19 protein-coding genes are annotated in these 26455 nt (G+C 44.0%); 10 read left to right on the top strand and 9 right to left on the bottom strand.

Annotation, left to right across the window (positions count from 1 at the left end; genetic code table 11):
* Positions 1-32 precede the first annotated feature (32 nt).
* Complete coding sequence (locus AAEY87_RS05835; RefSeq protein WP_068327630.1) at positions 33-878, top strand: IclR family transcriptional regulator; 846 nt, start codon at positions 33-35, stop codon at positions 876-878.
* A 182-nt stretch (positions 879-1060) separates the two neighbouring features.
* On the opposite strand, the gene ppc is transcribed toward AAEY87_RS05835, so the two are convergent.
* The 6 genes from ppc to AAEY87_RS05805 form a co-directional block, all read right to left on the bottom strand.
* Positions 1061-3841: a phosphoenolpyruvate carboxylase gene (gene ppc / locus AAEY87_RS05830; protein ID WP_350656325.1), complete on the bottom strand. Its 2781-nt coding sequence runs from the start codon at positions 3839-3841 to the stop codon at positions 1061-1063.
* Between the two features lie 380 nt (positions 3842-4221).
* Positions 4222-5289 (bottom strand): maleylacetate reductase, encoded by a 1068-nt coding sequence (locus tag AAEY87_RS05825; protein WP_350656324.1) that lies wholly within the window; start codon positions 5287-5289, stop codon positions 4222-4224.
* Positions 5290-5455: 166 nt separating this feature from the next.
* A complete protein-coding gene (locus AAEY87_RS05820) occupies positions 5456-6565 on the bottom strand; it encodes a CaiB/BaiF CoA transferase family protein (protein ID WP_502945451.1) in 1110 nt (369 codons plus the stop codon).
* On the bottom strand, positions 6558-8744 hold the full coding sequence (locus AAEY87_RS05815; protein ID WP_350656323.1) for a 3-hydroxyacyl-CoA dehydrogenase NAD-binding domain-containing protein: 2187 nt from the start codon (positions 8742-8744) through the stop codon (positions 6558-6560). Before AAEY87_RS05815 ends, AAEY87_RS05820 begins: the two co-directional genes overlap by 8 nt.
* Before the next feature lie 57 nt (positions 8745-8801).
* On the bottom strand, positions 8802-10007 hold the full coding sequence (locus AAEY87_RS05810) for an acetyl-CoA C-acetyltransferase (protein WP_264753654.1): 1206 nt from the start codon (positions 10005-10007) through the stop codon (positions 8802-8804).
* Between the two features lie 83 nt (positions 10008-10090).
* The gene (locus AAEY87_RS05805) at positions 10091-11242 is read right to left on the bottom strand and encodes an acyl-CoA dehydrogenase family protein (RefSeq protein WP_350656322.1); all 1152 of its coding nucleotides are present in this window, start codon (positions 11240-11242) and stop codon (positions 10091-10093) included.
* 343 nt (positions 11243-11585) lie between these two features.
* Here AAEY87_RS05805 and AAEY87_RS05800 point away from each other — a divergent pair, with 343 nt between their 5' ends.
* Entirely contained in the window at positions 11586-12242 is a 657-nt protein-coding gene (locus AAEY87_RS05800) for a hypothetical protein (RefSeq protein WP_350656321.1), read from the top strand.
* A gap of 101 nt (positions 12243-12343) precedes the next feature.
* On the opposite strand, the gene AAEY87_RS05795 is transcribed toward AAEY87_RS05800, so the two are convergent.
* Entirely contained in the window at positions 12344-14032 is a 1689-nt protein-coding gene (locus AAEY87_RS05795) for a sensor histidine kinase (RefSeq protein ID WP_350656320.1), read from the bottom strand.
* The gene (locus AAEY87_RS05790; RefSeq protein ID WP_350656319.1) at positions 14032-14718 is read right to left on the bottom strand and encodes a response regulator transcription factor; all 687 of its coding nucleotides are present in this window, start codon (positions 14716-14718) and stop codon (positions 14032-14034) included. The genes AAEY87_RS05795 and AAEY87_RS05790 overlap by 1 nt, the downstream gene beginning before the upstream one ends.
* 272 nt (positions 14719-14990) lie before the next feature.
* Between AAEY87_RS05790 and AAEY87_RS05785 the strand changes: the two genes are divergently transcribed.
* From AAEY87_RS05785 to glcF, 5 genes are all read left to right on the top strand, one after another.
* Entirely contained in the window at positions 14991-15515 is a 525-nt protein-coding gene (locus tag AAEY87_RS05785) for a Spy/CpxP family protein refolding chaperone (RefSeq protein WP_350656318.1), read from the top strand.
* 430 nt (positions 15516-15945) lie between these two features.
* Positions 15946-17874 carry a gamma-glutamyltransferase gene (gene ggt, locus AAEY87_RS05780; protein ID WP_350656449.1) on the top strand — a complete coding sequence of 643 codons (1929 nt, stop codon included), beginning with the start codon at positions 15946-15948 and terminating at the stop codon, positions 17872-17874.
* A 52-nt stretch (positions 17875-17926) separates the two neighbouring features.
* Positions 17927-19408, top strand: coding sequence for an FAD-linked oxidase C-terminal domain-containing protein (locus AAEY87_RS05775; RefSeq protein ID WP_350656316.1), 1482 nt, complete (start codon positions 17927-17929; stop codon positions 19406-19408).
* Positions 19405-20463, top strand: a complete 1059-nt coding sequence (gene glcE, locus AAEY87_RS05770; protein WP_350656315.1) for a glycolate oxidase subunit GlcE — start codon at positions 19405-19407, stop codon at positions 20461-20463. The genes AAEY87_RS05775 and glcE overlap by 4 nt, the downstream gene beginning before the upstream one ends.
* A gap of 12 nt (positions 20464-20475) precedes the next feature.
* Positions 20476-21687 carry a glycolate oxidase subunit GlcF gene (glcF, locus tag AAEY87_RS05765; protein WP_350656314.1) on the top strand — a complete coding sequence of 404 codons (1212 nt, stop codon included), beginning with the start codon at positions 20476-20478 and terminating at the stop codon, positions 21685-21687.
* A gap of 56 nt (positions 21688-21743) precedes the next feature.
* On the opposite strand, the gene AAEY87_RS05760 is transcribed toward glcF, so the two are convergent.
* Positions 21744-22568, bottom strand: a complete 825-nt coding sequence (locus AAEY87_RS05760; RefSeq protein ID WP_350656313.1) for a helix-turn-helix domain-containing protein — start codon at positions 22566-22568, stop codon at positions 21744-21746.
* Positions 22569-23015: 447 nt separating this feature from the next.
* On the opposite strand from AAEY87_RS05760, the gene AAEY87_RS05755 reads away from it, so the two are divergent.
* From AAEY87_RS05755 to dapA, 3 genes are all read left to right on the top strand, one after another.
* Positions 23016-24026: a proline racemase family protein gene (locus tag AAEY87_RS05755; protein WP_350656312.1), complete on the top strand. Its 1011-nt coding sequence runs from the start codon at positions 23016-23018 to the stop codon at positions 24024-24026.
* A gap of 113 nt (positions 24027-24139) precedes the next feature.
* Positions 24140-25387 (top strand): NAD(P)/FAD-dependent oxidoreductase, encoded by a 1248-nt coding sequence (locus tag AAEY87_RS05750; protein WP_350656311.1) that lies wholly within the window; start codon positions 24140-24142, stop codon positions 25385-25387.
* Between the two features lie 104 nt (positions 25388-25491).
* Complete coding sequence (gene dapA, locus AAEY87_RS05745; protein WP_350656310.1) at positions 25492-26358, top strand: 4-hydroxy-tetrahydrodipicolinate synthase; 867 nt, start codon at positions 25492-25494, stop codon at positions 26356-26358.
* The last annotated feature ends 97 nt before the right edge of the window (positions 26359-26455 follow it).

The raw sequence follows: 26455 nt of genomic DNA, 5'->3' as shown, positions 1-26455 counted from the left end.
ACATTAACTTAATCGAGACTAATAAACTTTGTATGACTACTAATACCCTTGCTGACGAAAACTCTAATGAATCAACACATATTGAGCTATTAGAGCCGATTAGTGACATGAGAGATAAAAACGACAGGCAGTTTGTCACGGCTTTGGCCCGAGGATTAGAGCTGCTGCGTTGTTTTACTCCGCAACGTCCTTATCTCGGCAATCAAGACCTAAGTCAATTGACGGGGCTCCCTAAAGGGACGATTACGCGTCTTACTTATACCTTAGTCAAATTAGGATATTTAAAGCAATCGACCAACAGTAGTAAATATCAGCTTTCTGCGGGTGTGTTAGGGTTTGGTTATACTATGATGGCGAATATCTCTATCAACAATTTAGTCACACCGTACATGGAGGAGTTAGCGGATTATGCTAATAGTGCAGTTGCTATGGCAACCCGTGATCGTCTGATGATGGTGTATCTAAATGTAGTGCAAGGGTCTGGAACGACTACCATGCGACGCAATGTAGGCTCATACCTACCCATTCATTTAAGTTCCATGGGACGAGCTTGCTTAGCCAGTATGCCACCTGCTGAGCAAGAATTCATCCTTGATGCCATTCGTAGTAAGTACAAAGATGATTGGTTAAAGATTAGGCGAGGACTGGATAAAGCCTTTAAAGATTATGAGGATTATGGATATTGTTTTTCGATTAGCGAATGGCAAAAAGACGTCAATGCCGTCGCCACTGCAATGATGCACCCTACTGAGGGCTTACTGACTTTTAATTGTGGCGCGCCAAGTTTTGTTCTTAGCCGTACTAAATTAGAAGAAGACATCGCTCCTCGGTTGCTGCATATGAAGAATAATATCGAGGGCAACATTTATATAAGCTAAAGCGTTTTCTAATTAGCTCAAACAATCTTAAAAATTCAGAAAAACCGCTTACGAATTTATTGAACAAAATTTTAAAACATAAAAAAGCCCTTCAAGCCTTAATATATTATAGCTTGAAGGGCTTTTTGATTATTCCTGTATCGCTTTACTATGTTTAATCAACGAATATGCTGCTCTAGCCATTAACCCGTGTTGCGTAGACCTGCGGCCAAGGCATTGATACTACGGATTAATGGATCTTCAACGTCAAGCTCATCATGATCGACGACGCCTGTAACGTCTTTTTGTCTGGCACGTTTTAACAGCTCGATTTGTATATAGTTAATCGGATCTAAATAAGCGTTTCGCCACTGTAGTGAGGCGGCAAGGTTTTGCTGATTAGATAACAAAGACGTTTGATTAAGCAAAGAATTTAGACCTGAATAGGTCAAATCGTGCTCATCGATGACCGCTTTCATAATCTGTTCACGCAAAGCCTCATCTTCACATAACTGACTATAGGCATGAGCGATATTCATCTCAGACTTGGTAAAAGCCATCTCGATATTGCTGATAAATACGCTAAAAAATGGCCAATGCTTATTCATCTCCCTCATTAATTCTTCGTCTTCTTTAACGCTATGTAGAGCACTGCCGACGCCATACCAAGCAGGTAAGGTAAATCGCGCCAATGACCAACCAAATACCCAAGGAATTGCCCGTAAAGTCGTTTTGCTTGGCAAGCCTTTTTTACGATGCGCTGGACGTGAGCCAATATTTAACAAAGAGATTTCTTGCACAGGGGTCACCTGTGAATAGAATTTATAGAACCCTTCAGTGTGATCGGTAAGTTTACGATAACTTTGCTCACCCGCATCTGCCAAACGCGCAAAGAGCGCTTCATAATCTGGCAGCTCAGCGGGCTGCACAACGAATCTGGTAGAGCAGGCTTTCAGGGTACCCGTAATACCCATGGTCAGCTCGAATACAGCGGTATCGGTATTGGCGTATTTGGCATAGAGTACTTCGCCTTGTTCAGTTACTTTAATCTGACCATGTAGTGTACCTGCTGGTTGCGCTGCGATCGCGTTATGTGTTGATCCGCCACCACGACTCACTGACCCACCACGCCCATGGAACAAGCGCGTTTTGATACCGTATTCCTCAGCGATACGGTTGATGGTTTGCTGCGCACTATAAAGCTGCCATGCAGAGGTAATGATGCCGCCATCTTTTGATGAATCTGAATAGCCTAGCATGATTTCTTGGGTGTTATCTGAGTGTTGGAGCAGTCCTCGATAGAGTGGATTATCCAACACAGCAGGTAATATCTTGTCAATATTTTTAAGGTCTTCGATCGTCTCAAACAACGGCGCAACTGGTAAGTCAGCAGACAGTTGACCTGCATCATCAACCCTACACAGGCCAGCAAACCGCATTAATAGTAGTACTTCTAATAATTGACTAGCGTTATTAGTCATTGAAATAACATAACTGCCAAAAGTCTCTTGCCCTACCAGCTTACGTAATGTCGCCACTGAGTTCATCAATGCCAATTGTTCACGTGTTTTATCAGTCAAGTTATCGGTATAGATGAGCGGTGTACCAGGCTTTGCAAGCAAGCGGGTTAGCCACTCTTGGCGCTCGCTTTCACTCAGGGTTTGATAGTCTGGCAAATTAGAGGCACTGGCAAAAATATCGGCAATCACTTCACTATGATAAGAAGACTCTTGACGGATATCGAGCGCGGCTAAATGAAAGCCGCAGGTTTTTACCAGACGAATCATATCGAGCAATAATCCTTCTGCATGAGCAGTATCATGGCTATTCACACTCTGACGAATGATACGCAGGTCTTCTAACAGCTCTTGTGGGTCGGCGTAGGCATCTTTCTTAGCGTCACTATCACCACCTTTACTTTGAATAAGGCGATTAGTAGCGTTGACTTTAGTAAGGATTAAAGAAAGCAATCTACGATAAGGCTCATTGCCATAATCATCGAGATTATAATCAAAGACTCGTCTGTCGAGCTCATCGTAACTTTTGATTTTGGTATAGACCTCAGCTGAGACTGTTACAGTGGTATCGCTATGAATGAGCTGGCGGCGCAGTTTTTTGAGCAGTACTTGATAGTGACGCAACACCGTATCAGCATGCATTAGTACAGCAAGCTCTGTGGTCTCATGAGTGACAAAGGGATTACCATCTCTGTCACCACCGATCCAAGAGCCAAAGCTCATAAACGCTGGTAATGGGTTGTCTGCTAGCTCTGGATAGATATCGATAATCGCTCTTTTAATATTACGATAAACCTTTGGAATGGCATTAAATAAACTGGCGTTAAAATAGTGTAAACCATTATTTATCTCGTCATAAACCAAAGGCTTACGTGTACGTACTTCATCAGATGACCATAACAAATCAATCGTTTGCGCCGTTTGTTCTTTCGCTTGCTCGTAGGCGAAACTGTCTTCATTAAGATTATTTAAGGCATCACTATGAGTAAATAGACTTTGCAAGATATTCATCGTCGTACGGCGGCGAGCTTCAGTAGGATGCGCGGTAAATACAGGAATAAATTTGAGTTGATCAATCAGCTCTTGCATTTGGGCAGGTTCAATATTGCGTTCACGACACTCAAGTAGGGTACGACGAAACGACCCCTCCCAGCTTTGTTCAGATTGGACACGCAAGGTATGACGTTGCTCACGTAAGTAATTTTCTTCACTTAAATTTGCTAAGAAAAAGTAGATAGAAAAGCCACGTATGACGTTTTTTAAGGTTTGATTATCTAAAGAGGCAATGAAGTCAATAAGCTCCTGCTTCTGTGCTTCATTAGGCTCGCGGCGTTGTTGGATAAAACCTTTACGCAGTGTTTCGATGGTATGTACTGTCTGTTCACCAGACTGGCGAGAAATCGCAGCCCCTAAGAATGAACCCAATAAGCTCATGCGTTCACGTAATACGTTGTTATCTATCATCATCCTTAACCTTCTCATAGAATTAATTGGCAAAATAGTCACACTGCTTTGAGGGTAATCTTTCTGCAGTTTTCTGTCATAACAGTTTATCGTCGTTAAAAATCACAATTTTAATTTTTTAACCTATTGTTATTTACTGTCATAAACCAACCACTTTCATTATTTTAGCAGCTCAAGCAATTTACCACATTAATCATAGCAAAACTATCGAACCTTAATGGTATACAAAAGGCTCTAGGCTAGCAGGACTAACCTAACGGACTATCTCCATAAAATGCAACAGCCAGTTAAGTCAATATAATTTTGAGAAATCATTCAATGCTTTTGCATGGATATTGACAGCATTAGAACAGCGCTTTTAAATGACAACTCTTACGCAACTCCTAAGCAGGAGACAGTCCTTGATACGCTTTATTTAACAAATCTTTTAATTCCTCATAGTCATAATCACGAGGATTATAGTAAGGACTATCACAAATAATTTGCGCTACTTCAGCTGGCCCCTCTTCGGGTAAGCCAATGTCTTTTAATGCCAACGGAATCCCTAAAGATTGATTTAAACGATAGATTTCTAAACCGACCTCTTCACGGCTACTAACACTTAAAGCCTCTGCCAATCGATCCATGGCTTCAATATCAGCATTACGGTTGTAATGCACCGAATACGCAAGCGTAATAGCATGGGCTTCAGCATGTGGAAGATTGTATGTGCCACCCAAGGTATGGCAAATCTTATGATGAATGGCCATACCAACCGAACCTAGACAAACCCCTGCCAACCAAGCGCCATAGGTTGCCCTCTGACGTGCTGAAATATTCGTCAAGTCCTTTACAATTACAGGCAAAGCAGACTTTAATGCTTTGATAGATTCAATCGCCATGAGACTGACGATTGGGTTTTTATCCTCAGCATATAGCGCTTCTACCGCATGTGCCATGGCGTTCATACCTGAACAAGCTGAGATCTGCGCAGGCAAGGTTAGATTTAGCTCTGGATCATAAATCACTACTTTGGGTAGGATGTGAATGTCCTTACCAGTGGTTTTTAGATTGTTTTCAGTGATGCCATAAATAGTCGTCATCTCGCTACCTGCATAGGTAGTTGGTATGGCGACTATCGGCAAATGCGTCTTTAAAGCAATGGCTTTGGCAAGCCCAATCGTAGAGCCACCGCCCAAAGCCAGACAACAATCAATATCGTTTGATTGGACGAATGCTACCGCCTTGTCCGCGACTTCTACCAGAACATGCATCACAGCGTGCGGATACACGCCTACTGAAATCTCTTGTAATTGCTGCGATAACTTCTTACCCGCTTCTTTTTGACCAGGTGTCGTAATTACCAAAACTTTATGATAACCATGCTGTATCAAAATATCTTTGGCTTCAGCTGATTTACCGTTCCCAAAATGAACGTCGAGCGGTAAAGCTTGGTAATGAAAATCTTTCATAATATCATCCTGATTTAGAAAACAACTCTCACTGAGAACAAGTCTCACTGAAAATATGCTGGAATATCGTTAGTACGGAGAAGTATCACCTAATTCATCTAGATTCTTCACACCAATAATTAAAACCGTTTGCTTGAAATGGAGTAACAATGACGTTTAATTGAGTTTATACACTAGCAATAACCTGCCATGCTGCCGTTGCTTGATGCTCGTCTTGATGCGCAAACAGAGGATGATTTTGAGCTTCTGTCAAATTAAGTACAGGGGTTACGCAAGCATCAACCTCTGCGAATAGCTTTTGCCAATGCGTCATCGTTTGACTAGCAAATTTTTCTGTCATTGCTTTTTCTGCCGCTCGACTTTCTTTCGTATTGGGCATTGATCCACGCTGCCAATGAGCATCAACGTACTCAGATAAATCTAAAGTCTCGCATAATAATCGCCAAAATTTAAATTCTAATGAGCCGACTGCCATATGGCGACCGTCTTGCGTTTTATACAAGCGATAGCATGGCAACATGCCACCTAAAAAGTCCTGATGTGGCTCTGGGCGTTGTCCATTTATGTTTTCCATCATATCAGCCGTTGCTTTTGGCATGACCAGATGATGATACAAGCTATGCGTCATACTCACGGCAATGTGTCGACCGCGACCAGTATTCTTGGCGGCAAATACCGCTGCCAATAAGGCAATCACTGCGGTATCACTACCGCCAGCCAAATCTGCAAATTGCATATTAGGCATAGCTTGATCGCCTGAAGCTGTTTTGAGTTGATCAAGGGTGCCGCTCATTGCCATAAAGTTGATATCATGCCCAGCCTTTGCTGCCCAAGCTTTAGCTGATGCATCAAGCGCCTCTGGAATACCATAGCCTGTGATGGAAACCATCACCAGTTTTGGATTGATAGCATGTAAAGTAGCGGCATCTAAACCCATTCCAACGAGGACCTCAGGGCGAAAGCTATCAAGCATCACATCAGCATCCTTGATGTGCGTTTTTATTGCTTCAATGCCTGCTTCGCTACGAAAATCTACTTTTTCGCAGTGTTTACCATGGTTTAAAGCTTTAAATAACTCACCAAACGCACGTCCTGGGTCGCCATTTTCTGGTTCAACTTTAATGATCTCTGCACCAAGATCGGCGAGTAAGCGCGTCGCGAATGGACCAGGGAGATTACGCGTGAGATCGACAACCTTGAGCCCGTTTAGACAGTCAGCCATCATGTCTTTCGCAATATTTGATATCGAACTCTTCGGTCTTGAATCATCAGTCATCTGAAAACACCTCGCCTTTTTTTGCCATCTCAATCAGAATCTGTGCAGGCTCAAAACGCGTGCCAAACTTAGCGGACAGCTCACGACTACGCTCAACGAACTGTTCTATACCTGTCGCATTGATAAATTGTAGCGTACCCCCTTGATGCGGTGCGAAACCCCAACCAAAGATAGATCCCACATTACCTTCCGCAACAGAGCGCAAGACGTTCTCCTCGTAACAGCGAGCCGATTCGTTGGCTTGGATATAGAGCAGTCGATCTATCAGCTCTTGTATGTTTGGCTGCTCAGCAACGGGTGGAAATAGCTCAGTAAGTTTTGGCCATAAGTACTTATCATTCTTACCCTCTGCATTTTTTGAATAGTCATAAAAGCCTTTGCCGACTTTTTTACCTAAGCGCTCGTGGTCTTTGACCAGCGTAGTGAGCACTGCAGCAGATGGATGACTGACCCATTCTTTGCCCTCGCTGAGCGTATCTTTTATGGATTGCTCCATGATATGCATAGATAAATCAAGCGACACTTCATCTTGCAAAGCGAGCGGTGGCATCGGCATACCAGCTTTGAGGCCAGCAACTTCAATTCGACGAGGATGCACGCCCTCACCTAACATCGCAATACCTTCTGACACATACGTACCAAATACGCGCGAGGTATAAAAGCCGCGACTGTCGTTGACGACGATAGGCGTTTTGCCAATTTGTAAAACGAAATCAAAGGCTTTTGCTAAGGTTTCATCATCAGTCTGCTCGCCCATGATAATCTCAACCAAAGGCATCTTATCGACTGGTGAGAAAAAGTGCAGCCCGATAAATTGAGACGGACGTTTACTTGCAATAGCTAAGCTCGTAATGGGAATGGTCGACGTATTAGACGCATAGACGACCGTTTCAGCAATGACGGCTTCTGCTTGCTCGGTACACTTGGCTTTGATATCACGGTTTTCGAATACCGCTTCGATGACTAAATCACAACCTGCAATATCATCGTAGGAGGTGGTGGTTTGAATTTTACTTAATAACGCTTCTTTTTTGGTAACGTTTGAGCGTCCGCGATTGATGGCTTTGTCTAATAATTTTTCTGAATACTGTTTACCTTTATTGGCATTTTCAATACTGGTGTCTAATAGCACCACATTGATGCCCGCTTTGGCGGCGACATATGCAATCCCAGCACCCATCATGCCTGCGCCAAGTACCGCAACATTATTTACTTTTTGTCGATCAAAGCCATTAGGACGCGATTGTCCTTTTTTAATTTGATTGAGCTGCGTCCACATAGAAGTGATTAAATTGTCAGATTCAGGCGAGAGCACACAAGCAGCAAAGTAGCTCGATTCGACCTCAAGCGCAGCATCGATATCAAGTAAGCTACCTTCAAATACGCAAGACATGATATGGATAATAGCAGGATAATTGCCGTGAGATTTCTGATACGCCATAGCTGGCGCAACAGATAGCATTTGCGCATTCTTTGGATGATTCGCATTGCCACCAGGAATGCTAAAGCCTTTTTTGTCCCACGGTTGCTGTGCATCAGGATTGGCCTTAATCCACGCTTTAGCTTTGTTTAACATATCGTCTTTGTCACTAGCTATCGCATCAATAAACCCAATCTCTTTGGCAGCGATAGCACTGACAATTTTACCTTGGGTCATCATCTCAAGCGACTTTTGCATACCGAGTAGGCGCATGAGACGCTGAGTACCACCGCCACCGGGTAGCAAGCCTAACTTCACCTCGGGCAATCCAAGTTTGGTTTTAGCTGAATCGATGGCGAGTCGATAATGACAGCCCAACGCAACTTCTAGCCCGCCACCAAGCGCCGAACCTGTCATCGCTGCAACGACAGGTTTGCCAGATTTTTCAAGTTTACGTAGGCTTGCCTTGAGCGACTCAACCAATTTAAACGCTTGCTCGTGGGTTTGAATACTCGCAAGCTGATCAATATCAGCGCCAACGATAAAAGACTCTTTACCTGACGTTAAGATAAGCCCTTTAGCCGTCTCATCGTTTGTAAAAGCATCGACCAATATCGCAAATGATTGATTAAAAGTATCATCAATCACATTCATCTTACGGTCAGTTTGGTTGATAGTGACTGTTACGATATTGTCAACGTCACGCTCAGCAGAAAAATCTGCCAACTCATTAATCGTTTGGGTGCAATCCATGCTCATTACTATTCCTTTTTTATAATTTCAAACTTATTATTTAATCATCGTCTTACAGATAGCTTATACACGCTCAATAATAGTGGCGATGCCCATACCGCCGCCGACACATAAGGTAATCATTGCCGTTTTTAGGTCACGGCGCTCTAATTCCTCAAGCACAGTGGTGAGTAACATGGCTCCGGTAGCTCCTAGCGGATGACCCATGGCAATAGCGCCACCATTGACGTTAACTTTATCCAGTGAGACACCCAAATCTTTCGCTGTCTTCATCGGTATCGCGGCGAACGCTTCATTGATTTCCCATAGATCAATATCGGCTGCCGTCATACCGGCTTTTTTGAGCGCTTTTTGGCAAGCAGGTGTCGGTCCGGTCAGCATAATAGAGGGCTCAGAGCCGATAACCGACGCCATAATGACTTTCGCACGCGGACGCAATCCTGCTTTTTTACCCGCAGCCTCGCTTCCTAAAAGGCAAAGCGCAGAGCCATCAACGATACCAGAGGAATTACCAGCATGATGCACATGATTGATACGCTCAATACTGGTATATTTGTCTAGCAAGACGCTATCAAAGCCCATAGCACCAAGCGATGCAAATGAAGGTTTGAGCCCTGCTAAGGTATCGACCGTAGTATCGGGACGGATGGTTTCATCTTTATCTAATAATAACCGACCATTCAAATCATGCACAGGTATCACTGCATTATCATAGTAACCAGCAGCCCATGCGTTAGCAGCACGGTTATGCGACTCGGTAGCAAAGGCATCAACATCTGTACGACTAAAACCTTCGAGGGTCGCAATGGTATCTGCTCCAACGCCTTGCGGGGCAAAGCCAGTCACAGAATTTACCCGCGGATCCATAAACCAAGCACCACCATCTGCGCCCATTTTTACACGGCTCATTGATTCCACACCGCCTGCAACGACCATATCCTCCATACCTGACATGATTTTACTCGCTGCCAAGTTAATTGATTCAAGGCCAGAGGCGCAAAAACGTGACAATGTCACGCCAGCGACGGTTTCATGCCAGCCCGCATCAAGCACCGCAATACGGGCAATATCTGCACCCTGTTCGCCGATTGGGGTCACACAGCCGAGCACCACATCATCGACCAAGCTAGTGTCTAAATCATTGCGCTGTTGCATGGCATTAAGTAAGGTGCGTACCAGCCAAATGGGGGTCGCTTGATTTAAGCTGCCGCCTGCTTTGCCTTTACCGCGAGGAGTACGAATGGCGTCGTAAATATAAGCCGTCTGAATCATGCTATATCCTTATAGTCTTAATGAAATGGTCTTAATGGAATTTTCTTAGTAACATTTTTGATTGTCTATAAACGAGTCGCTTACATAAAGCGTGACGCCAACTCTTTCATAATCTCGTTGGTACCGCCATAGATTTTCTGTACGCGCGCATCAGCGTATAAACGTGCAATCGGATATTCCATCATATAGCCATAACCACCAAATAACTGGACGCACTCATCCATCACGATACATTGTTTTTCTGTCACCCAATATTTGATTAGGGCAGCATGCTGCACCGTGAGATTGTTTTCGATCAACGCTTCAATAGCGGCATCACACAGGGCACTTGAGGCAATATAATGCGTGTTGCATTCTGCTAGCTTAAAGCGGGTATTTTGAAAGCTCCAAACAGGTTTGCCAAAAGCGGTGCGCTCTTTGGTATAGTCAATGGTCAAGTCCAGTGCTAATTTCATCGCCCCAATTGCTACCAGTGCTACAATCAAACGCTCTTGCGGTAATTCTTGCATTAATTGCGCAAAACCTAACCCTTCAACCGTACCCAATAAATTGGCTTGCGGCACGCGCATGTTATTGAAGAACAGCTCTGAGGTATCTTGTGATGCCATACCAAGTTTTTTAAGCTTTTTGCCACGCTCAAACCCCGGAGCATTATCGGTTTCGACAACTATAAGCGATACGCCTTTAGCACCAAGAGATCGGTCAGTTTTGCAGGCAACAATGATTAAATTACCCAGTTGACCGTTAGTGATAAAGGTCTTTGAGCCATTGATAATATAATCATCACCTTCTTTGACTGCGTAGGTTTTGATGTTTTGCAAATCTGAGCCTGTGCCCGGCTCAGTCATAGCAATCGCGCCGATTAATTCACCCGTTGCCATTTTGGGTAGCCACTTTTGCTTTTGCTCTTCAGTACCATGATGCAAAATATAAGGGGCGACAATCCCTGAATGCAAAAAGCCACCGAAGCCCGCTTGATTGGCTTCAGATTGCGCATAAATCAGCGCGGCTTCATGGCGAAAATCACCACCTGCCCCGCCATATTCTTCTGGCATTGAAGCACACAAAAAACCCATCTCGCCCGCTTCTAACCAAGCCTCACGATCGAGCATACCGTTTTCACGCCACTTCTCATCATGGGCCTCCCAATCTTTAAATACTTTGAGCGCACTCTCGTGCAGCATTTCGATCTCTTCATCCATCCATTTTGGCTTAAAGCATGCAATAGTCATTGATCCATCCTTGGTCTTTGGTTACTAGGTAGTTTGATTATTCACTATACTTGTTTATACAATGACTGCCAAACCAAAGCTCATGAACTACTAGGTCATTAACTTTGCTGATTACTAGTCAATATCGTTAATCACAAGTTATGTTATTATGTTTTTAATCATTATCTTAACCCGTTCTCTAACGCCATAATTACGCAAAAACCCCGTATTGGGGCTTTTTTATGGTTATAGCATTCAGATAATAAGTTGACTATAATTACGTTAAGCTTACAGAGTTGACTTAGAGACCGTCTTTGATGGTCATGTTAAGTCAGTTAATGCTCTCGAAATTTAGGTATAAGTTATGAAGAAAACGTTATTAATATCCAGCTTAATCGCTACTATCTCTATACCTGTCCATGCAGCAGATTATCAAAACTTTATCAAACCAAGCTCTTTGGGTAAAAGCATAAACACCCTAAATAAGAAATATAACTTAGGATTAAAAAAGCAAAGTTTAGGCGGTTATAGCAATCAACAATCTGCGGATTGCAGTCTTCATGTAGAAACAAATAAGAAGAATCAGATTAACCGAATTAGAATAATAGATGATGAGGCCTGCAAATATACGACTAAGTCCAATGTGAATTATAATAGTCAAACAACCAAAACACAGGATTTACTCAGTCAAGTCGATATCAAAGATGTGCAGTTTGTTCCAGGATGTTTTAACTGTCCATCACGGCTAGAGATAACCGATAATCTCGTCATCAGTCGTGAAAAAGACAGCTACTATACGGAGTTTGAGATACGGGGCTACAATAAAAAGTACTTAAACTATATCGCCAAAAATCTTTTTGGTGATTTCTCAGATGAAGATTATTACTCCATCATGGATCTGCTTGAATCGAGAGCTGCTGAGGATCCTAGCCTTTACGATCGTAACGAATTCAAATTACAAGCCATTGAAGCTTACAATTTGCAAGACAAGCCGAAGAGCTATACGATTGCACTTAAATAGCTTTTTTAAAATAGCTTGTCTAAAACGGCCATTCAATTAAATGGCCATAAGTTCTGCTAGTAAGACAATTTTTATTGCTGTGCAGGTAACTGCTGTGCAAGTTACGTAGAATAGGCAGGCAACACTATTTGCACCACCAACCCTTGGATATTATCTTGCCGATTGTAGACATGAATCTGACCCTTGTGTGCCATCACCACCGCATGGACAATTGCCAATCCTAATCCATAGCCGCCAGTTTCGCGATGGCGGGCAGAATCAAGCCGTACAAAGGGCTGAAAAATACGCTCCAAATCTTCATTCGCAACACCGCCGCCCTCGTCTATTATGCTGACTTGAATAGCAGGTCTTTTACCATCTATCTCCACTTCCTTAATCTCGGCAATAACCATTGAATCAGCTGCAGTATGCATAAACGCATTACGAATGATATTCTCAAGTGCACTGTGTAGCTGTTCTTGGTTACCTAGTACTGTCCAAGGAGTTTCTGGAGAGGTAGCTGATAAAGGCATGACTAATGAAGAATCTGTCAATAATGAATCATCCGGCTGCCATTGCCAGTGTACGTTTTTCTGTTGAAACTCAAAACAGACATCTTGTCCAATTTCACTGATAATCTCAGCAATATCAACTGCTTCATTCTCCAAATTATCGATAGTATATTGCTGCATTTGCAGGGACTGAATATGAATGATCTGCTCAATCAGCTCATTCATCCGCGCAGATTCTTTATCGATACGATCAAGGTAACGATTGGCATTCGGCGCAAAGTCTCGAGTCAGCTCAGTCGCAACGTCAAGCCGTGCCAATGGCGAGCGCAGCTCATGCGAGATATCACTGAGCATCTGCTTGCGTGCCAGCTCGCTCTCAGCCAGGCGTGTTGATAGCTTGGCTACGTCTTTCGCGAGTAAACCGAGCTCATCATCTCCCATTTTAGATAGATTTGGATTAGCCTGATAATCGCCATCAATCATACGGTGCACTGTGTTTTGTACCCGGCGAATACGTTGGGTCAGCGTACGACTCAGCCAAATACAAACTAAGACGCTAAAGAGGATAATCAGTAATAAACGTATCGGAAAATTACCGCGTTGCAGCGCTACAACGTCGGCAAAACGCAGATGCGGACGCAATTGTACAATGACTGCCTGCTCATCTGGTAAGACGATCGTCACGTCAGCCAACTCAGGACGACTATCGGGATTAGCTATATTCGCGCGATTCGGTATCATCGGTGACAGGATATTATCTAAAAGTGATGGCTCATTATCAAATATTCTATCGTCGTTGCTACCAGGCATTTCATTATCAGACATTTTATTATCAGGCTTAGGCATTGACTGCATTGGTGGCATTGATGAAGGCCTCATTGTCTGCCTTTCATCTGGCATCCGTTCCTGCCTATGTTCTTGTCTACGCTCATCTCTATCACGATAACGCGGAAATATAATGGCGCCTTGCTCGTCATAGACTCTGATTTGATTCATAAGCCATCGGTCTTCACGATACATCTGCCTAACGGTAGTTAAATCACCCATTTGTAACGCTTCAACCATCTCTTGACGCTTAATTAATAAACTATCAATTTGTACATCCATGCGAGCATTCAGCGCTTTTTCGACCAGCCAGCGCTCCACTACGATAGATGAAATAGAGGTAATCAGAATCGTTAATAACAGGCTCAGAAACAAACGCCAAAACAGCGTGATTCGCACCTTAAATTTAGGCGCTTGATTAAGAGTTTTATTGTTAATAGCTTTCTTGGCAGGTTTCATTGATGAGTCCGTCATTACAGCACCAGCTGATAGCCTTTACCACGGATAGCTTTGATAGGCTCATCGTGGAAAGGTTGGAGTTTTTTGCGCAGGCGCGAGACATGTACATCAAGGCTACGATCGAACGGCTGCAGTTCACGCTGCAACACATGCTCTGATAGCCAAGCCTTACTTACCACCTCGCCTTTTTGTTTGAGTAGTGCGACCAACAAATCAAATTCTGTCCCAGTCACTTGTAGCTCTACGCCATCTATCTGACAAAGCCGCTGATTTTGATCCAGATGCAAACGACTCTCTGGTAACGGAGTATGCTCTGATGCCGCCGCATTAGTGCGCTTGATAACGGCATTGATGCGTGCCAGTAACTCACGCGGATTGCAGGGTTTAGTAATGTAATCATCAGCGCCAAGCTCAAGCCCAATAATACGATCGATCTCTTCACCTTTTGCCGTCAACATAATGACTGGAATATCACTAATATTCGGCAATTGACGTAGCACACTAAGCCCATCTATTTTTGGCATCATAATATCGAGCACCAGCAAATCATAAGCAGAAGTATCATTAGATGCGGTTTTAAGTTTCTGGATGACTGCCTCACCATCGTGAACGCAATCACATTGAATACCATGATTGTGCAAGTATTCTTGTAATAACTGGGTCAACTCTTCGTCATCATCACCTAGCAATATATTTGGCACATCTATCTCCTTGAGCCTTAATAGCGTTATCACCCATATTATCAGGCATGTGCTTATCAATACGCTATAAACGTTACCTTTCTTAATACTTCATAAATGTTCGCAACCTTTAACTGTCGTAAGATAGCGCATATCAACAGCAAGTATTGCTTTTGTACAGCGTACTTATAGATTGGCTGACAGTACCTATCTATAACGCTCTAAACATCATGCTTGCAAGATAAAAATTTAATATTCATTTAACCAAACCGAATTAAATAAAGGATATTTTTATGAAAAAATTATTAATGGGCTCAGTACTAGCAATGTCTAGCGTATTTGCAGTTACAGCTTGTACAAGTGTCAACGCAACCACTGATACAGCACCAACGACCAGCAAAATGCAGCATAAAGATGGTATGAAAAAAGGCGGCATGAGAGGCCCAATGTCGCAGCTAGATTTGACCGCCACACAGCAGGCGCAAATCAAAGCCATCATGCAAGAAAAGCACGGCGATCGTGAAGCTGAACGTACAAAAAATAAAGCAGAACGTGCGCAAATGCATCAACAAATGCAAGCATTAACCAATGCGAGTACCTTAAATAATGCAGCTGTCAATCGTTTGGCTGATCAACAAGCGGCTAAAGCAAAGCAGCTTTTTATTGAACGCGTTCAAACTCAACATGCCATCTCACAGGTCTTAACTGCTGAACAGCGTGCCAAGATGGAACAACTCAAGTCAGAAAAACAGGAAAAAGGTCGTCAGCATTCACAAAACCGTAAAGGACATGACAAACAGCAACGCCAAGGCATGTAAAAGATATGTACATGTAAGAGAGATCTGAGTTGTCATCAATAGAGAGATTTGTATTAATATTTAATGTCTCATAAAACTTGGTATAAAAATATAAAAAAGCGCATCGTATGAACGGTGCGCTTTTTAGTTCTCCACATTTACGTTCAAATCAATCTGATATTTTAATTAACTTTAAAAATTCTTTCTGTAAGAATGGTACGGAAATATAGCCATTTTTAGCCCATTAGAGGTTAACTCGTTCAGACTGAGGACACGTCCTAGTAATATCAAAAAATAAAAGTTGATAAACAGCTTTGCGCTCGCTGCTATATTCGTTACTATCTATACAGCTATCTAATCATTCTCTTTCTTACTTCGGTATGATTTCTCACCCACTCGTAAAAAGGACTTTGCGATGCCAAAACTATCTTCTCAATTTTGTAACGATGTTATGCGCGCTCAAAACCCTCAGAATAAAACATTAGTAAAAACAACACTAAAATCCACTATGTTGCTGATTAGCAGTACGTTGTTGTTGTCCGTATCTGCTCACGCACTTGAACCCGTTTCCCCAACTGATGCCAATTCGATAAATAACACCTCAATTAATACCAGTGCGATTAATCTAGCAATTATGGCTGATAATCCTACCGTACTGTCTGAAACCAAGCGCATTACACGAGCGAAAACCAATGCGCTTACATCAACGACTAGCAATGCCAAAGTCGATGAAGCCATCTACTCTGAAGATGCTATTCACCATCCTGTATGGGCTAAGAACGGCATGGTCGCCACTCAAGAAGCACTCGCCTCCGATATTGGCTTAAAGATTCTAAAAGACGGCGGTAATGCTGTTGATGCTGGGGTCGCTGTTGGCTTTGCCTTAGCAGTTACCTTACCTCGCGCTGGCAACATCGGCGGTGGCGGTTTTATGATGATTTATGATGCCAAGCAAGGCAAAACAGTGGCACTTGATTACCGTGAAAAAGCACCAAGCAGTGCCTCACGTGATATGTATCTCGATGAGGAAGGCAATGCGGTCAGTGACTTATCCCGTTATCACGGCTTAGCCGTTGGGGTGCCGGGAACAGTGGCAGGACTGTTAAAAGCGTTAGAAGATCATGGCACGATGAGTCGCGGGCAAGTGATGGCGCCCGCAATAGCATTAGCAGAAGATGGTATAGAAGTTACCGCTGGCTTGTCTGAGTCGCTCACCGCATTAACCGATCGCCTGCAAAAATGGCCAAGCACCAAAAAGATATTTTTTAAACCTGACGGTAGCGCTTATCAACCTGGTGAACGCCTAAAACAGCCGGAACTGGCTCGCTCGCTGAAATTAATTGCTGCACAAGGTGCTGATGGCTTTTATAAAGGTGAAACCGCGACTAAATTAGTCAAAGCCGTTAATGACGCTGGTGGTAGCATGAGCTTGCAGGATTTGGCCAATTATGAAGCGATTGCTCGCGAGCCAGTCAAAGGGGACTACCGTGGTTATGAGATTGTCTCTATGCCGCCGCCTTCTTCTGGTGGTATTCATATCGTGCAGATTTTAAACATCTTAGAAGGCTATCCGCTTAAAGACTACGGACAAAATAGCGCGCAAACTATCCATTTGATGGCTGAGGCCATGCAATTGGCCTATGCAGATCGTGCTGAGTATCTGGGAGATTCGGACTTCATCGATGTGCCGACCAGCGGCTTAACCTCTCAAGCGTATGCAGATAAGCTGCGTACATTGATTAATCCAAACCAAGCCACGCCAGCAGCCACAATTAAAGCCAATAATCCACTCCCCTACGAGAGCGATCAAACCACGCATTTCTCCATTGTTGATAAAGACGGCAATGCAATAGCCAATACTTATACGCTTAATTTCTCTTACGGCACTGGCCTTGTCGCTGAAGGTACAGGCATTTTACTTAATAATGAGATGGATGATTTTTCTGCCAAGCCTGGCGTGCCTAATGGTTATGGGTTATTAGGCGGTGAGGCAAATGCCGTTGAAGCCAATAAGCGTCCATTATCTTCTATGAGTCCTACCTTGGTATTTAAAGACAATAAACCTTTTATCGTCACTGGTAGCCCGGGTGGTAGTCGTATTATTACTACCGTTACCCAAATCATCTCAAATGTCATCGACCATGATATGAATATCGCTGAGGCCACTCATGCTCCGCGTATCCATGACCAATGGTTGCCTGATGAGATTCGTATTGAAAAGGCGCTCAATGTCGATACGATTAAAAAACTAGAATCAATGGGACATACGGTTAGCCCGCAAGCAGCAATGGGCTCAACACAATCAATTATGTTGACTCCTAAGGGTGTTTACGGTTCTTCTGATCCGCGTATCGTCGATGCGGCAGTGGTTGGATATTGATTGAGTATTAGATTAGGTATTAAAATCCATTCATTTCGCTAAGGAGAGCCATATGATTGAGAGCAAAAGACCTGATAAAGCTACATTGGTGACTATATTTCGCGCTTTTATTGAGCCTGAATATGTGATCAGTGATGAGGAAACCCAAAAGCCTTTTGAGTGTGATGGGCTGTCTGTCTATTGTGATATGCCGCTGTTAGTCGTCTTGCCAGATACGGTCGAGCAGATACAAGAAGTCATGCGTATTTGCCATCGTTATCAGATTCCAGTAGTAGCTCGCGGAGCAGGCACAGGTCTTTGTGCCGGTGCCATGCCAAATCCTGATGGCGTGCTGTTAGTACTGTCTCGTTTTAAGCATATTCTCGAGATAGACCCTCTAGCCCGCACGGCACGCTTGCAGCCAGGCGTACGTAACTTAGCCATTAGTGAGGCGGCCTCCGTACATGGCTTGTATTATGGTCCGGACCCCTCCTCCCAAATTGCTTGTACGATAGGAGGCAACGTCGCCGAAAACTCCGGCGGCGTGCATTGCCTCAAGTATGGGCTCACGGTACATAACTTATTAAAAGTAGAAATGGTGACGGTCGAAGGTGATTTGATAAGCATTGGTAGTGAAGGACTTGATAGTAACGGCATTGATCTTATGGCCTTGATAACTGGCTCTGAGGGATTGTTAGGAATAGTTACTGAAGTCATGGTCAAATTATTACCCAGCCCCGAAAAGGCGCAGGTCATTATGGCCTGTTTTGATAACGTACAGACGGCAGGCGATGCCGTAGGCGAAATCATTGCTAAAGGGATTATCCCAGCGGGGCTTGAGATGATGGATAGCTATGCCATTATAGCGGCCGAAGCATTTGCGCAAGCGGGTTACCCTACCGATGCTAAGGCGCTGCTCTTATGTGAATTAGATGGTACGGCAATTGAGGTTCAAGAACAAATCATCGAAGTTGAACAGCTCTTCACTCAACTAGGTGCCACCTCAACTCGAGTTTCTCAAAGCGAGGCGGAACGTGCTTTGTTATGGAAAGGTCGTAAGTCTGCCTTTCCAGCGGTAGGCCGATTCTCACCCGACTACTATTGCATGGATGGCACTATTCCTCGCGGCCAACTGGCGCATGTATTGACTGAAATGCAAAAACTCTCCGAGCACTATAATTTGCGCGTGGCCAATGTCTTTCATGCGGGTGATGGTAACTTGCATCCTCTGATATTATTCGATGCCAATATGCCGAGTCAGCTTGAAAAAACTGAGGAATTTGGCGCTCGTATCTTAGAGCTTTGTGTCAAAGTAGGCGGTTGTATCACTGGTGAGCACGGTGTCGGTATAGAAAAAATTCGTCAAATGCGTGTGCAATTTAATGAGCAGGAATTAAGCCAATTTCATGCTATTAAATATGCTTTCGATCCTGTTGGTACGCTCAATCCGGGTAAAGGTATTCCTGTCCTAAAAAATTGTCAGGAATATCGTGCGCTTAATAAGATAATGGACGATTCAGTGAGTCAGCCGCCACAACAGGGAGCACCGGCATGAAAGATATAAGTGCTGAACTGATTGAGCGAATTAAACAGGCCATTAGTGATGGTAGCAAATTACAAATAGTTGGCGGTGGTAGCAAGGAATTTATGGGTCGCACGCCCGAGGGCGTCCCGCTTAACATTGCTGAGCACAGTGGTATTGTTAGTTACGAGCCGATTGAGCTGGTGTTGACTGCACGAGCAGGTACTCCGTTAACTGAGATTAATAACGCTTTGAGTGAACACAATCAGAGATTGGCGTTTGAGCCGCCGCTATTTGATGGGCAGGCGACTTTAGGGGGCACGCTAGCATGTCACCTGTCAGGACCAGGACGTCCTTGGAATGGTTCGGTAAGAGATCACGTCCTCGGTATTCGCCTGATTAATGGTCGAGGCGAAGCGCTGCGCTTTGGTGGTCAAGTGATGAAAAACGTAGCTGGCTACGATGTCTCAAGAATGCAGGCTGGAGCGATGGGGACTTTAGGTGTCATTAGCGAGGTCAGCTTAAAGGTCATGCCCAAACCTGCTGCTACTATGACTCTCAAACGTGAAATGGAGGCAACGCAGGCTATCAAAGAGATGAACCGTTTGGCAGGTTTACCAAATCCTTTGACGGGCGCTTGTTGGTTTGAGAATCATCTTTATTTACGTTTAGAGGGCGCGCGTAGTGCAGTCGAGAGCACCGTTAAGCAGTGGCAAGGTAAAATTCTAGAAGAATCAGACACCCTATGGACGCAGCTACGCGAGCAGCAGTTAGACTACTTTTTAGGTCATGCGCCTTTATGGCGGTTTTCAGTCAATAGTAATGCTGAGCATGTATTTCCAGATAAAGAGTGGCTGGTGGATTGGGGTGGCAGCCAACGTTGGCTGCGCGGTGATTTCGATACTGAATCATTGGAAGCACTTGCCAACAGTATGGGTGGTCAAGTGAGTCTTTATAGTGGTGGTGATCGACTACAAGAGGTATTTCATACTCAACCCGAGGCGCTGCGCGGACTGCATCAACGGCTCAAACATGCTTTTGATCCGATGGGTATTTTTAATCCAGGTCGTCTCTATAGTTGGATGTAATAGGAAAATATTATGCGTACCCAAATTAATGTGAAGTATCTAGATCATCCGGAAATCAAAGAAGCCGATGCTATCTTACGCAGCTGCGTACACTGTGGATTTTGTAATGCGACCTGCCCTACTTATCAAGAATTGGGCGACGAAAGAGATGGCCCACGTGGACGTATTTATTTAGTCAAACAGTTGCTTGAGACCGGTGACGTTAGCGAAAAAACGCAAACGCACTTAGACCGTTGTCTAACCTGTCGTAGTTGCGAAACCACTTGTCCTTCTGGCGTAAAATACGGGCGCTTAGCTGAAATAGGCCGCGGCATCATGGAGGAGCAATTAGAGAGACCACTACAGCAGAAGCTACTGCGCTGGTTGATACGCCAAGTCCTGCCCTATCCGAAGCGCTTCGGGCTTTTATTACGCTTAGGACAGTTGGTACGATCCTTTTTGCCTCGTGATTTAAAGCAACAAGTACCGATTAAACAAATTAAGCGCGCATTGCCGACCCAGCAGCATACGCGCCGGATGTTGGTATTAGCAGGATGCGCGCAGCCCTCAGCGACTCCAAATACCAATATTGTGGCCGCTCGGGTACTCGATAAACTAGGTATTAGCTTATTTACCGCACCCGAAGCTGGTTGCTGTGGTGCCGTCAGTTATCACATGCCAGCCCATGAAGAGGGACTGGCATTCATGCGCCGCAATATCGATGCGTGGTGGCCCCATATTGAGGCGGGCGTAGAAGCCATTGTTATCAGTGCTTCTGGCTGTGGCTCGATGGTCAAAGACTATGGCGAAAAACTACAGTATGACCCAGATTATGCTGTCAAAGCGAAACGGGTTAGCGAGCTTACCCGCGATCTTGGTGAGATATTAATTAAAGAGGATCTGAGTCAGCTGCAATTGCAAGATAAAGGGCGCAAAACAGCCGTGCACTGTCCTTGCTCATTGCAACATGCTCAGCAGTTGAGCGGCTTAGTTGAACAGATATTGCAGCAGGCAGGTGTTGAGCTCACGCCTACTAAAGACAAGCATTTATGCTGCGGCTCTGCTGGAACCTACTCGATACTGCAGCCTGAGCTGAGTCAGCAATTACTAACTAATAAGCTTGCAGACTTGACGATTGGTCATCCAGAGCAGATAGTGACCGCTAATATAGGTTGCCAACTATACTTAAGTAGCCGATCAAGCATACCAGTGAAGCACTGGATTGAATTGTTGGATCCGCAGTAATTAGATCTAAAGTAGTTAAATCCGTAATAATAGATTATTAAGTTAGTTTATTAATTTTAGTTTTTCATTGCCAAATGAATTTGGCGGAACTGAGTAGGCGACATTCCCGTGAATTGTTTGAACTGACGGCTAAAAGCACTGTGATCACTATAGCCGCAGTTCAATGATATCTGAGTAACTGACATCTCAGGATTAGCCAATAACTTCACCGCATACTCCAAGCGTAGCTTTTGCACAAACTGTAATGGCGACATATTCAGTACAGCCTTAAAGGTACGCTCTAGCTGCGATACACTCAAATTAGCCAAGTCAGCCAATTGGGCGATATTGATTTTCTGATCAAGATGCGCTCGTACAAACTGAGCAACTTCTGCCAAGCGAGCGTGTTTACGTAAAACGCGCTCGTTATCTTCATCAATATCGACCGATATCCCAACCATCGCGATTATTTGTTGACTCTTATTATAAATGGGCAGTTTATTGGTAATACACCAACCTAACTGACCAGACGCATAACTGTGCAGCTCTAAGTTATCAACGATAGACTTTCCTTCGCGCAATACCTTCATATCTTGCAAAATATAATCCCTACTCTGCCGATGCGAAAACACCTCTTCTGTGGTAAATCCTACGATATCTTCGTGCTTACTCAACTGACAGCGTTTTAATAAGGTTTTGTTTGCCAGCTGATAACATGCTAGCTCATCTTTTACAAAAAACACCACATTGGTCAAAGTATTCAGCAGCGGCAGTAATAATGAGACATTACCAATAAAAGCCTCGCTACTGTCGGGATAGTAAGCAGTCATATTCTGCTGCAATGACGTGGTAAGCATAGCAAGCGCTGCATCTTCTATTACATCTGTTATTACCTCAGTCATCGTATGTCATCCTTGTCATATTAATTTTACACTCAGCCAAACATTAATAACTCGCAGACTATTTTACGTATATCTATAGTTGATCCACTTTAAAACCGATACAGTGCTGATGCGGTAAATTTTTCTTGCGTGCTGTTCGCAAGCGTGACAGAGGCTGCAAAAAATTTATCGCAGCAGCACTTGGCTATTAACGTATCGACTTTATTTCGAACTGACTATTTTACTACCAGTTTATAGGCACAGACTTCTCTAGTGTACACTGAGCCACTATGCAGAAATACGCATTTATCCATGAAAAAACAGCAAGACGCTCTCTCTAAAAAAGTCCACTCTATATATAGACCTTAACAAATAAGAGCCAACTATTGGCTATTAAGTTAAAACCATTAGGTCTCATGCATAAAAAACGGAATGTAACTTTTTCACGGATGAATTAGGGCGTCGGTCATGTCTTCCACACTATTTAATTTTAAAATTATTGACTCGCATACGGGCGGTGAGCCTACTCGTATGGTCTATGACGGATTTCCCGACCTCGTCGGTGACACTATTCAAGATAAGCTGCAACACTTCAAGCAGAACTTCGATCATCTGCGTCAAAGTATCATCTTAGAGCCACGCGGCAATGATGTCCTCGTCGGTGCGCTACTTCTTCCTGCAACTGACCCTAAAGCCACAGCAGGCGTTATCTTTTTTAACAATGCTGGTTATTTGGGCATGTGCGGACACGGTACGATTGGCGTTATCGTTTCATTAGCTTATCAACAAAAGATATCAGCAGGCGTACATTGGCTAGAGACTCCTGTAGGTCTGGTTAAAGCAACCTTACATGATGATGGCAGCTGCAGTGTACAAAACGTACCTTCTTATCGTTATAAAAAACAAGTTGAAGTTCAAGTTCCTGAATTAGGCCTTATCCGTGGCGATATCGCTTGGGGTGGCAACTGGTTCTTTTTAGTCAGTGAGCATGGACAAGACATTCAAGCAAATAATGTCGAAAAACTGACTCAAGTAACCATGCAAATTAAGCAAGCATTAATCGCTGCTAATATCACCGGCGAAAACGGCGGTGATATTGACCATATCGAGTTATTTGCCGATAGCGATGATACGCAAGTCGATAGTAAAAACTTCGTTTTGTGTCCAGGTTCAGCTTACGATCGCTCTCCTTGTGGTACCGGTACTAGCGCCAAACTTGCTTGCCTAGCTGCTGACAACCGTCTAGCACCTGAACAACTTTGGCAGCAACAAGGCGTAGTCGGCAGCGTATTTACTGGCAGTTATCAGTATGCAACTGAGCTCAATACTGATCTTAGTACTAAACTCAATAATGCAGCTGGCATGGCTTATCCTGAACAGACCATTATCCCAACAATTTGTGGTCATGCTTATGTTTGTGCTGAGACCACACTCATTGTGCAAGAAAATGATCCTTTTAAATGGGGAATTCCATCTTAGCTGATTCGTAGCATTATTTATTAAGCGAAATGATTTATTAGTGACATATATATTGATAAACGCATAAACACTATTGAAAGTGCTTAATCAGAAGAACGTAATCGAGAAAAATTATGACTACCTCAAACTTCGACTTACATATCATTGGAGGCGGCATTATCGGTCTAGCGGCTGCGGTGACGTTGCAAGCGCGAGGCGTAAAGGTCGCACTGCTGGACGCCAATGAAGTGGGTCAAGGCGCATCATTAGGTAACGCCGGTCATATCGCTACCGAGCAAGTATTCCCCATTGCTGATGCCAGCATGCTCCGTCATGTACCCGCCATGTTATTGAATCCGACTGGACCGCTGCGCATAGACTGGCGCTATCTGCCTCGTTTGATGCCGTGGGCGATGCAGTTGCTGATGAATATGCGCCCTGAGCCATTTGAGCGGATTCATCAAGCGTTGCTAAGCTTAAATCAAAACAGCCTGCAAGCGTGGCAAGACTTTGCGACGCAGTGGCAGCTGAATAACTGGATTGAAGTGAAAGGTTCTTTATTAACGGTTGAAAAGCCTATTAGTCTTGAGCTATTAACAGCACACGGTAAGCGTCTCAATGACATTGATGTGAGTAATGAGCTGCTGAGCAAAGAAGCACTGTTAGAGCGTGAGCCTGCCTTAAAAGATAACCAATTAGCAGCGTTATTTTTCCCAAATACAGGACATATCACCAATTTAAAAGCCGTCATTAATCAGCTTCATAATACCTTTAGACAGCTAGGTGGTCATGTCATTGAACATTGCCGCGTCCTTGCTGCGACCAGTGATGCAGAGGGTATTCATTTAACGACCAGTCAAGGTGATATGACAGCGTCCAAAGTGATGCTATCAGCAGGCGCCCACTCTAAAGCCTTGGCCAAGCAACTAACAGGCGTCAACATCCCTTTAGATACCGAACGCGGTTATCACTTGATGCTACCGAACGAAAGCGCGCGCTTACAGGTTCCCGTATCGAGTTTGGATCGGCGCTTCGTCATGACCCCGATGCAAGAAGGACTACGTTTGGCGGGTACGGTGGAGTACGCAGGACTTGACGCACCTGCCAATATGCAGCGAGCACAAATACTTCTACAACATGCGCAGCCTATGTTAAAAGCTCCGTTAGATGCTAGCGATAGCGTGTCGTGGATGGGGTTTCGGCCATCAACCGCAGACTCCTTGCCAGTCATCGACAAAATCGAGCGTGTGTTTTTAAGCTTCGGTCATCAGCATTTAGGCTTAACGCAAGCTGTCGTTAGTGCGCAAATGATTGCCGAATACTATTTTGATGAAGACCATACTATCGATCCAAAACCGTATCAACTGGCTCGCTTTAAATAGGCCGCTTATTCAACGGTTATGAACCAAGCAAAAATCAACCGATTCATCATTGAATCATTACCCATTAAACCACCAACAATATCAACACCAATAAGGATAGTCTCATGAACATAAATGGAATTTTAGTCCCAATCGTCACCCCTTTTGACAATAACGGCAACGTTGATGCGCAAAAATTAACGACACTGGTCGAAGCCTTTATTGAAAAAGGCGTAGCCGGTATCGTTGCTTGCGGTACTACAGGTGAATACTATACATTTTCGGCCGCAGAGCGCGAGCTGGTGTTGACCACTATCGCCGAAGCCGCAAAGGATAAAGTCACTTTGATTGCAGGTATCAATAGTTTATCGACTGACCACTCTATTGAGCTTGCCGCACAAGCCAAAGCACTAGGTTATGACGGCCTTATGCTATCTGCCACCCCTTATAGCTTACCTGAGCAAGATGGCATCATTGCTCACTTCGAAAAAGTCGCGGATGCCAGTGAGCTGCCGATTATTATGTACAACTTCCCTGATCGTGTCGGCGTTGCTATTGAATTTGACACTGTTGCTCATTTAGCTAAACACCCTAACATCGTCGGCGTAAAAGAAAGTAGCGGCGACTTTAGTCATGCGCTACGCATGCTGCAAGCTAATTTTGATGACTTTGATGTGGTTTGTGGCTGTGATGATCAGCCCGTTGATTTCTTCTTTTGGGGTGCAAAAAGCTGGATTGCGGGCGCAGCGAACGTGTTCCCAGCAGAGCAAGTTGCATTATTTAACGCCACCCAGCAAGGCGACTGGGATAAAGCCAAGCAAATTATGAGCGAGATTTATCCTGCTATTCATTCTATGGAATCTGGCAACTACAACCAAAAGGCCAAAGCGGGCTGCTTAAACGGCATCATGGATGTCGGTTCAGTGCGCGTGCCATTAACTGACATGCCAGAAGACGAAAAAGCAGAGTTTTTAGCCCTACTGTCTAAATAGCACTCAGCTCAGCTTAGTAAAAACAAAGTTAAGGATAACCAACGCTAAATTTGATGCCGTATTCAAAATTCGAATCGATGGCATCAAACTTAGCAGA

The organism is Psychrobacter sp. S1-30-MNA-CIBAN-0213, from assembly GCF_040309845.1.
Taxonomy (GTDB): domain Bacteria; phylum Pseudomonadota; class Gammaproteobacteria; order Pseudomonadales; family Moraxellaceae; genus Psychrobacter.
The sequence above is the reverse complement of the archived record's forward strand: the minus strand, read 5'-3'. Positions and strand labels throughout refer to the sequence as shown.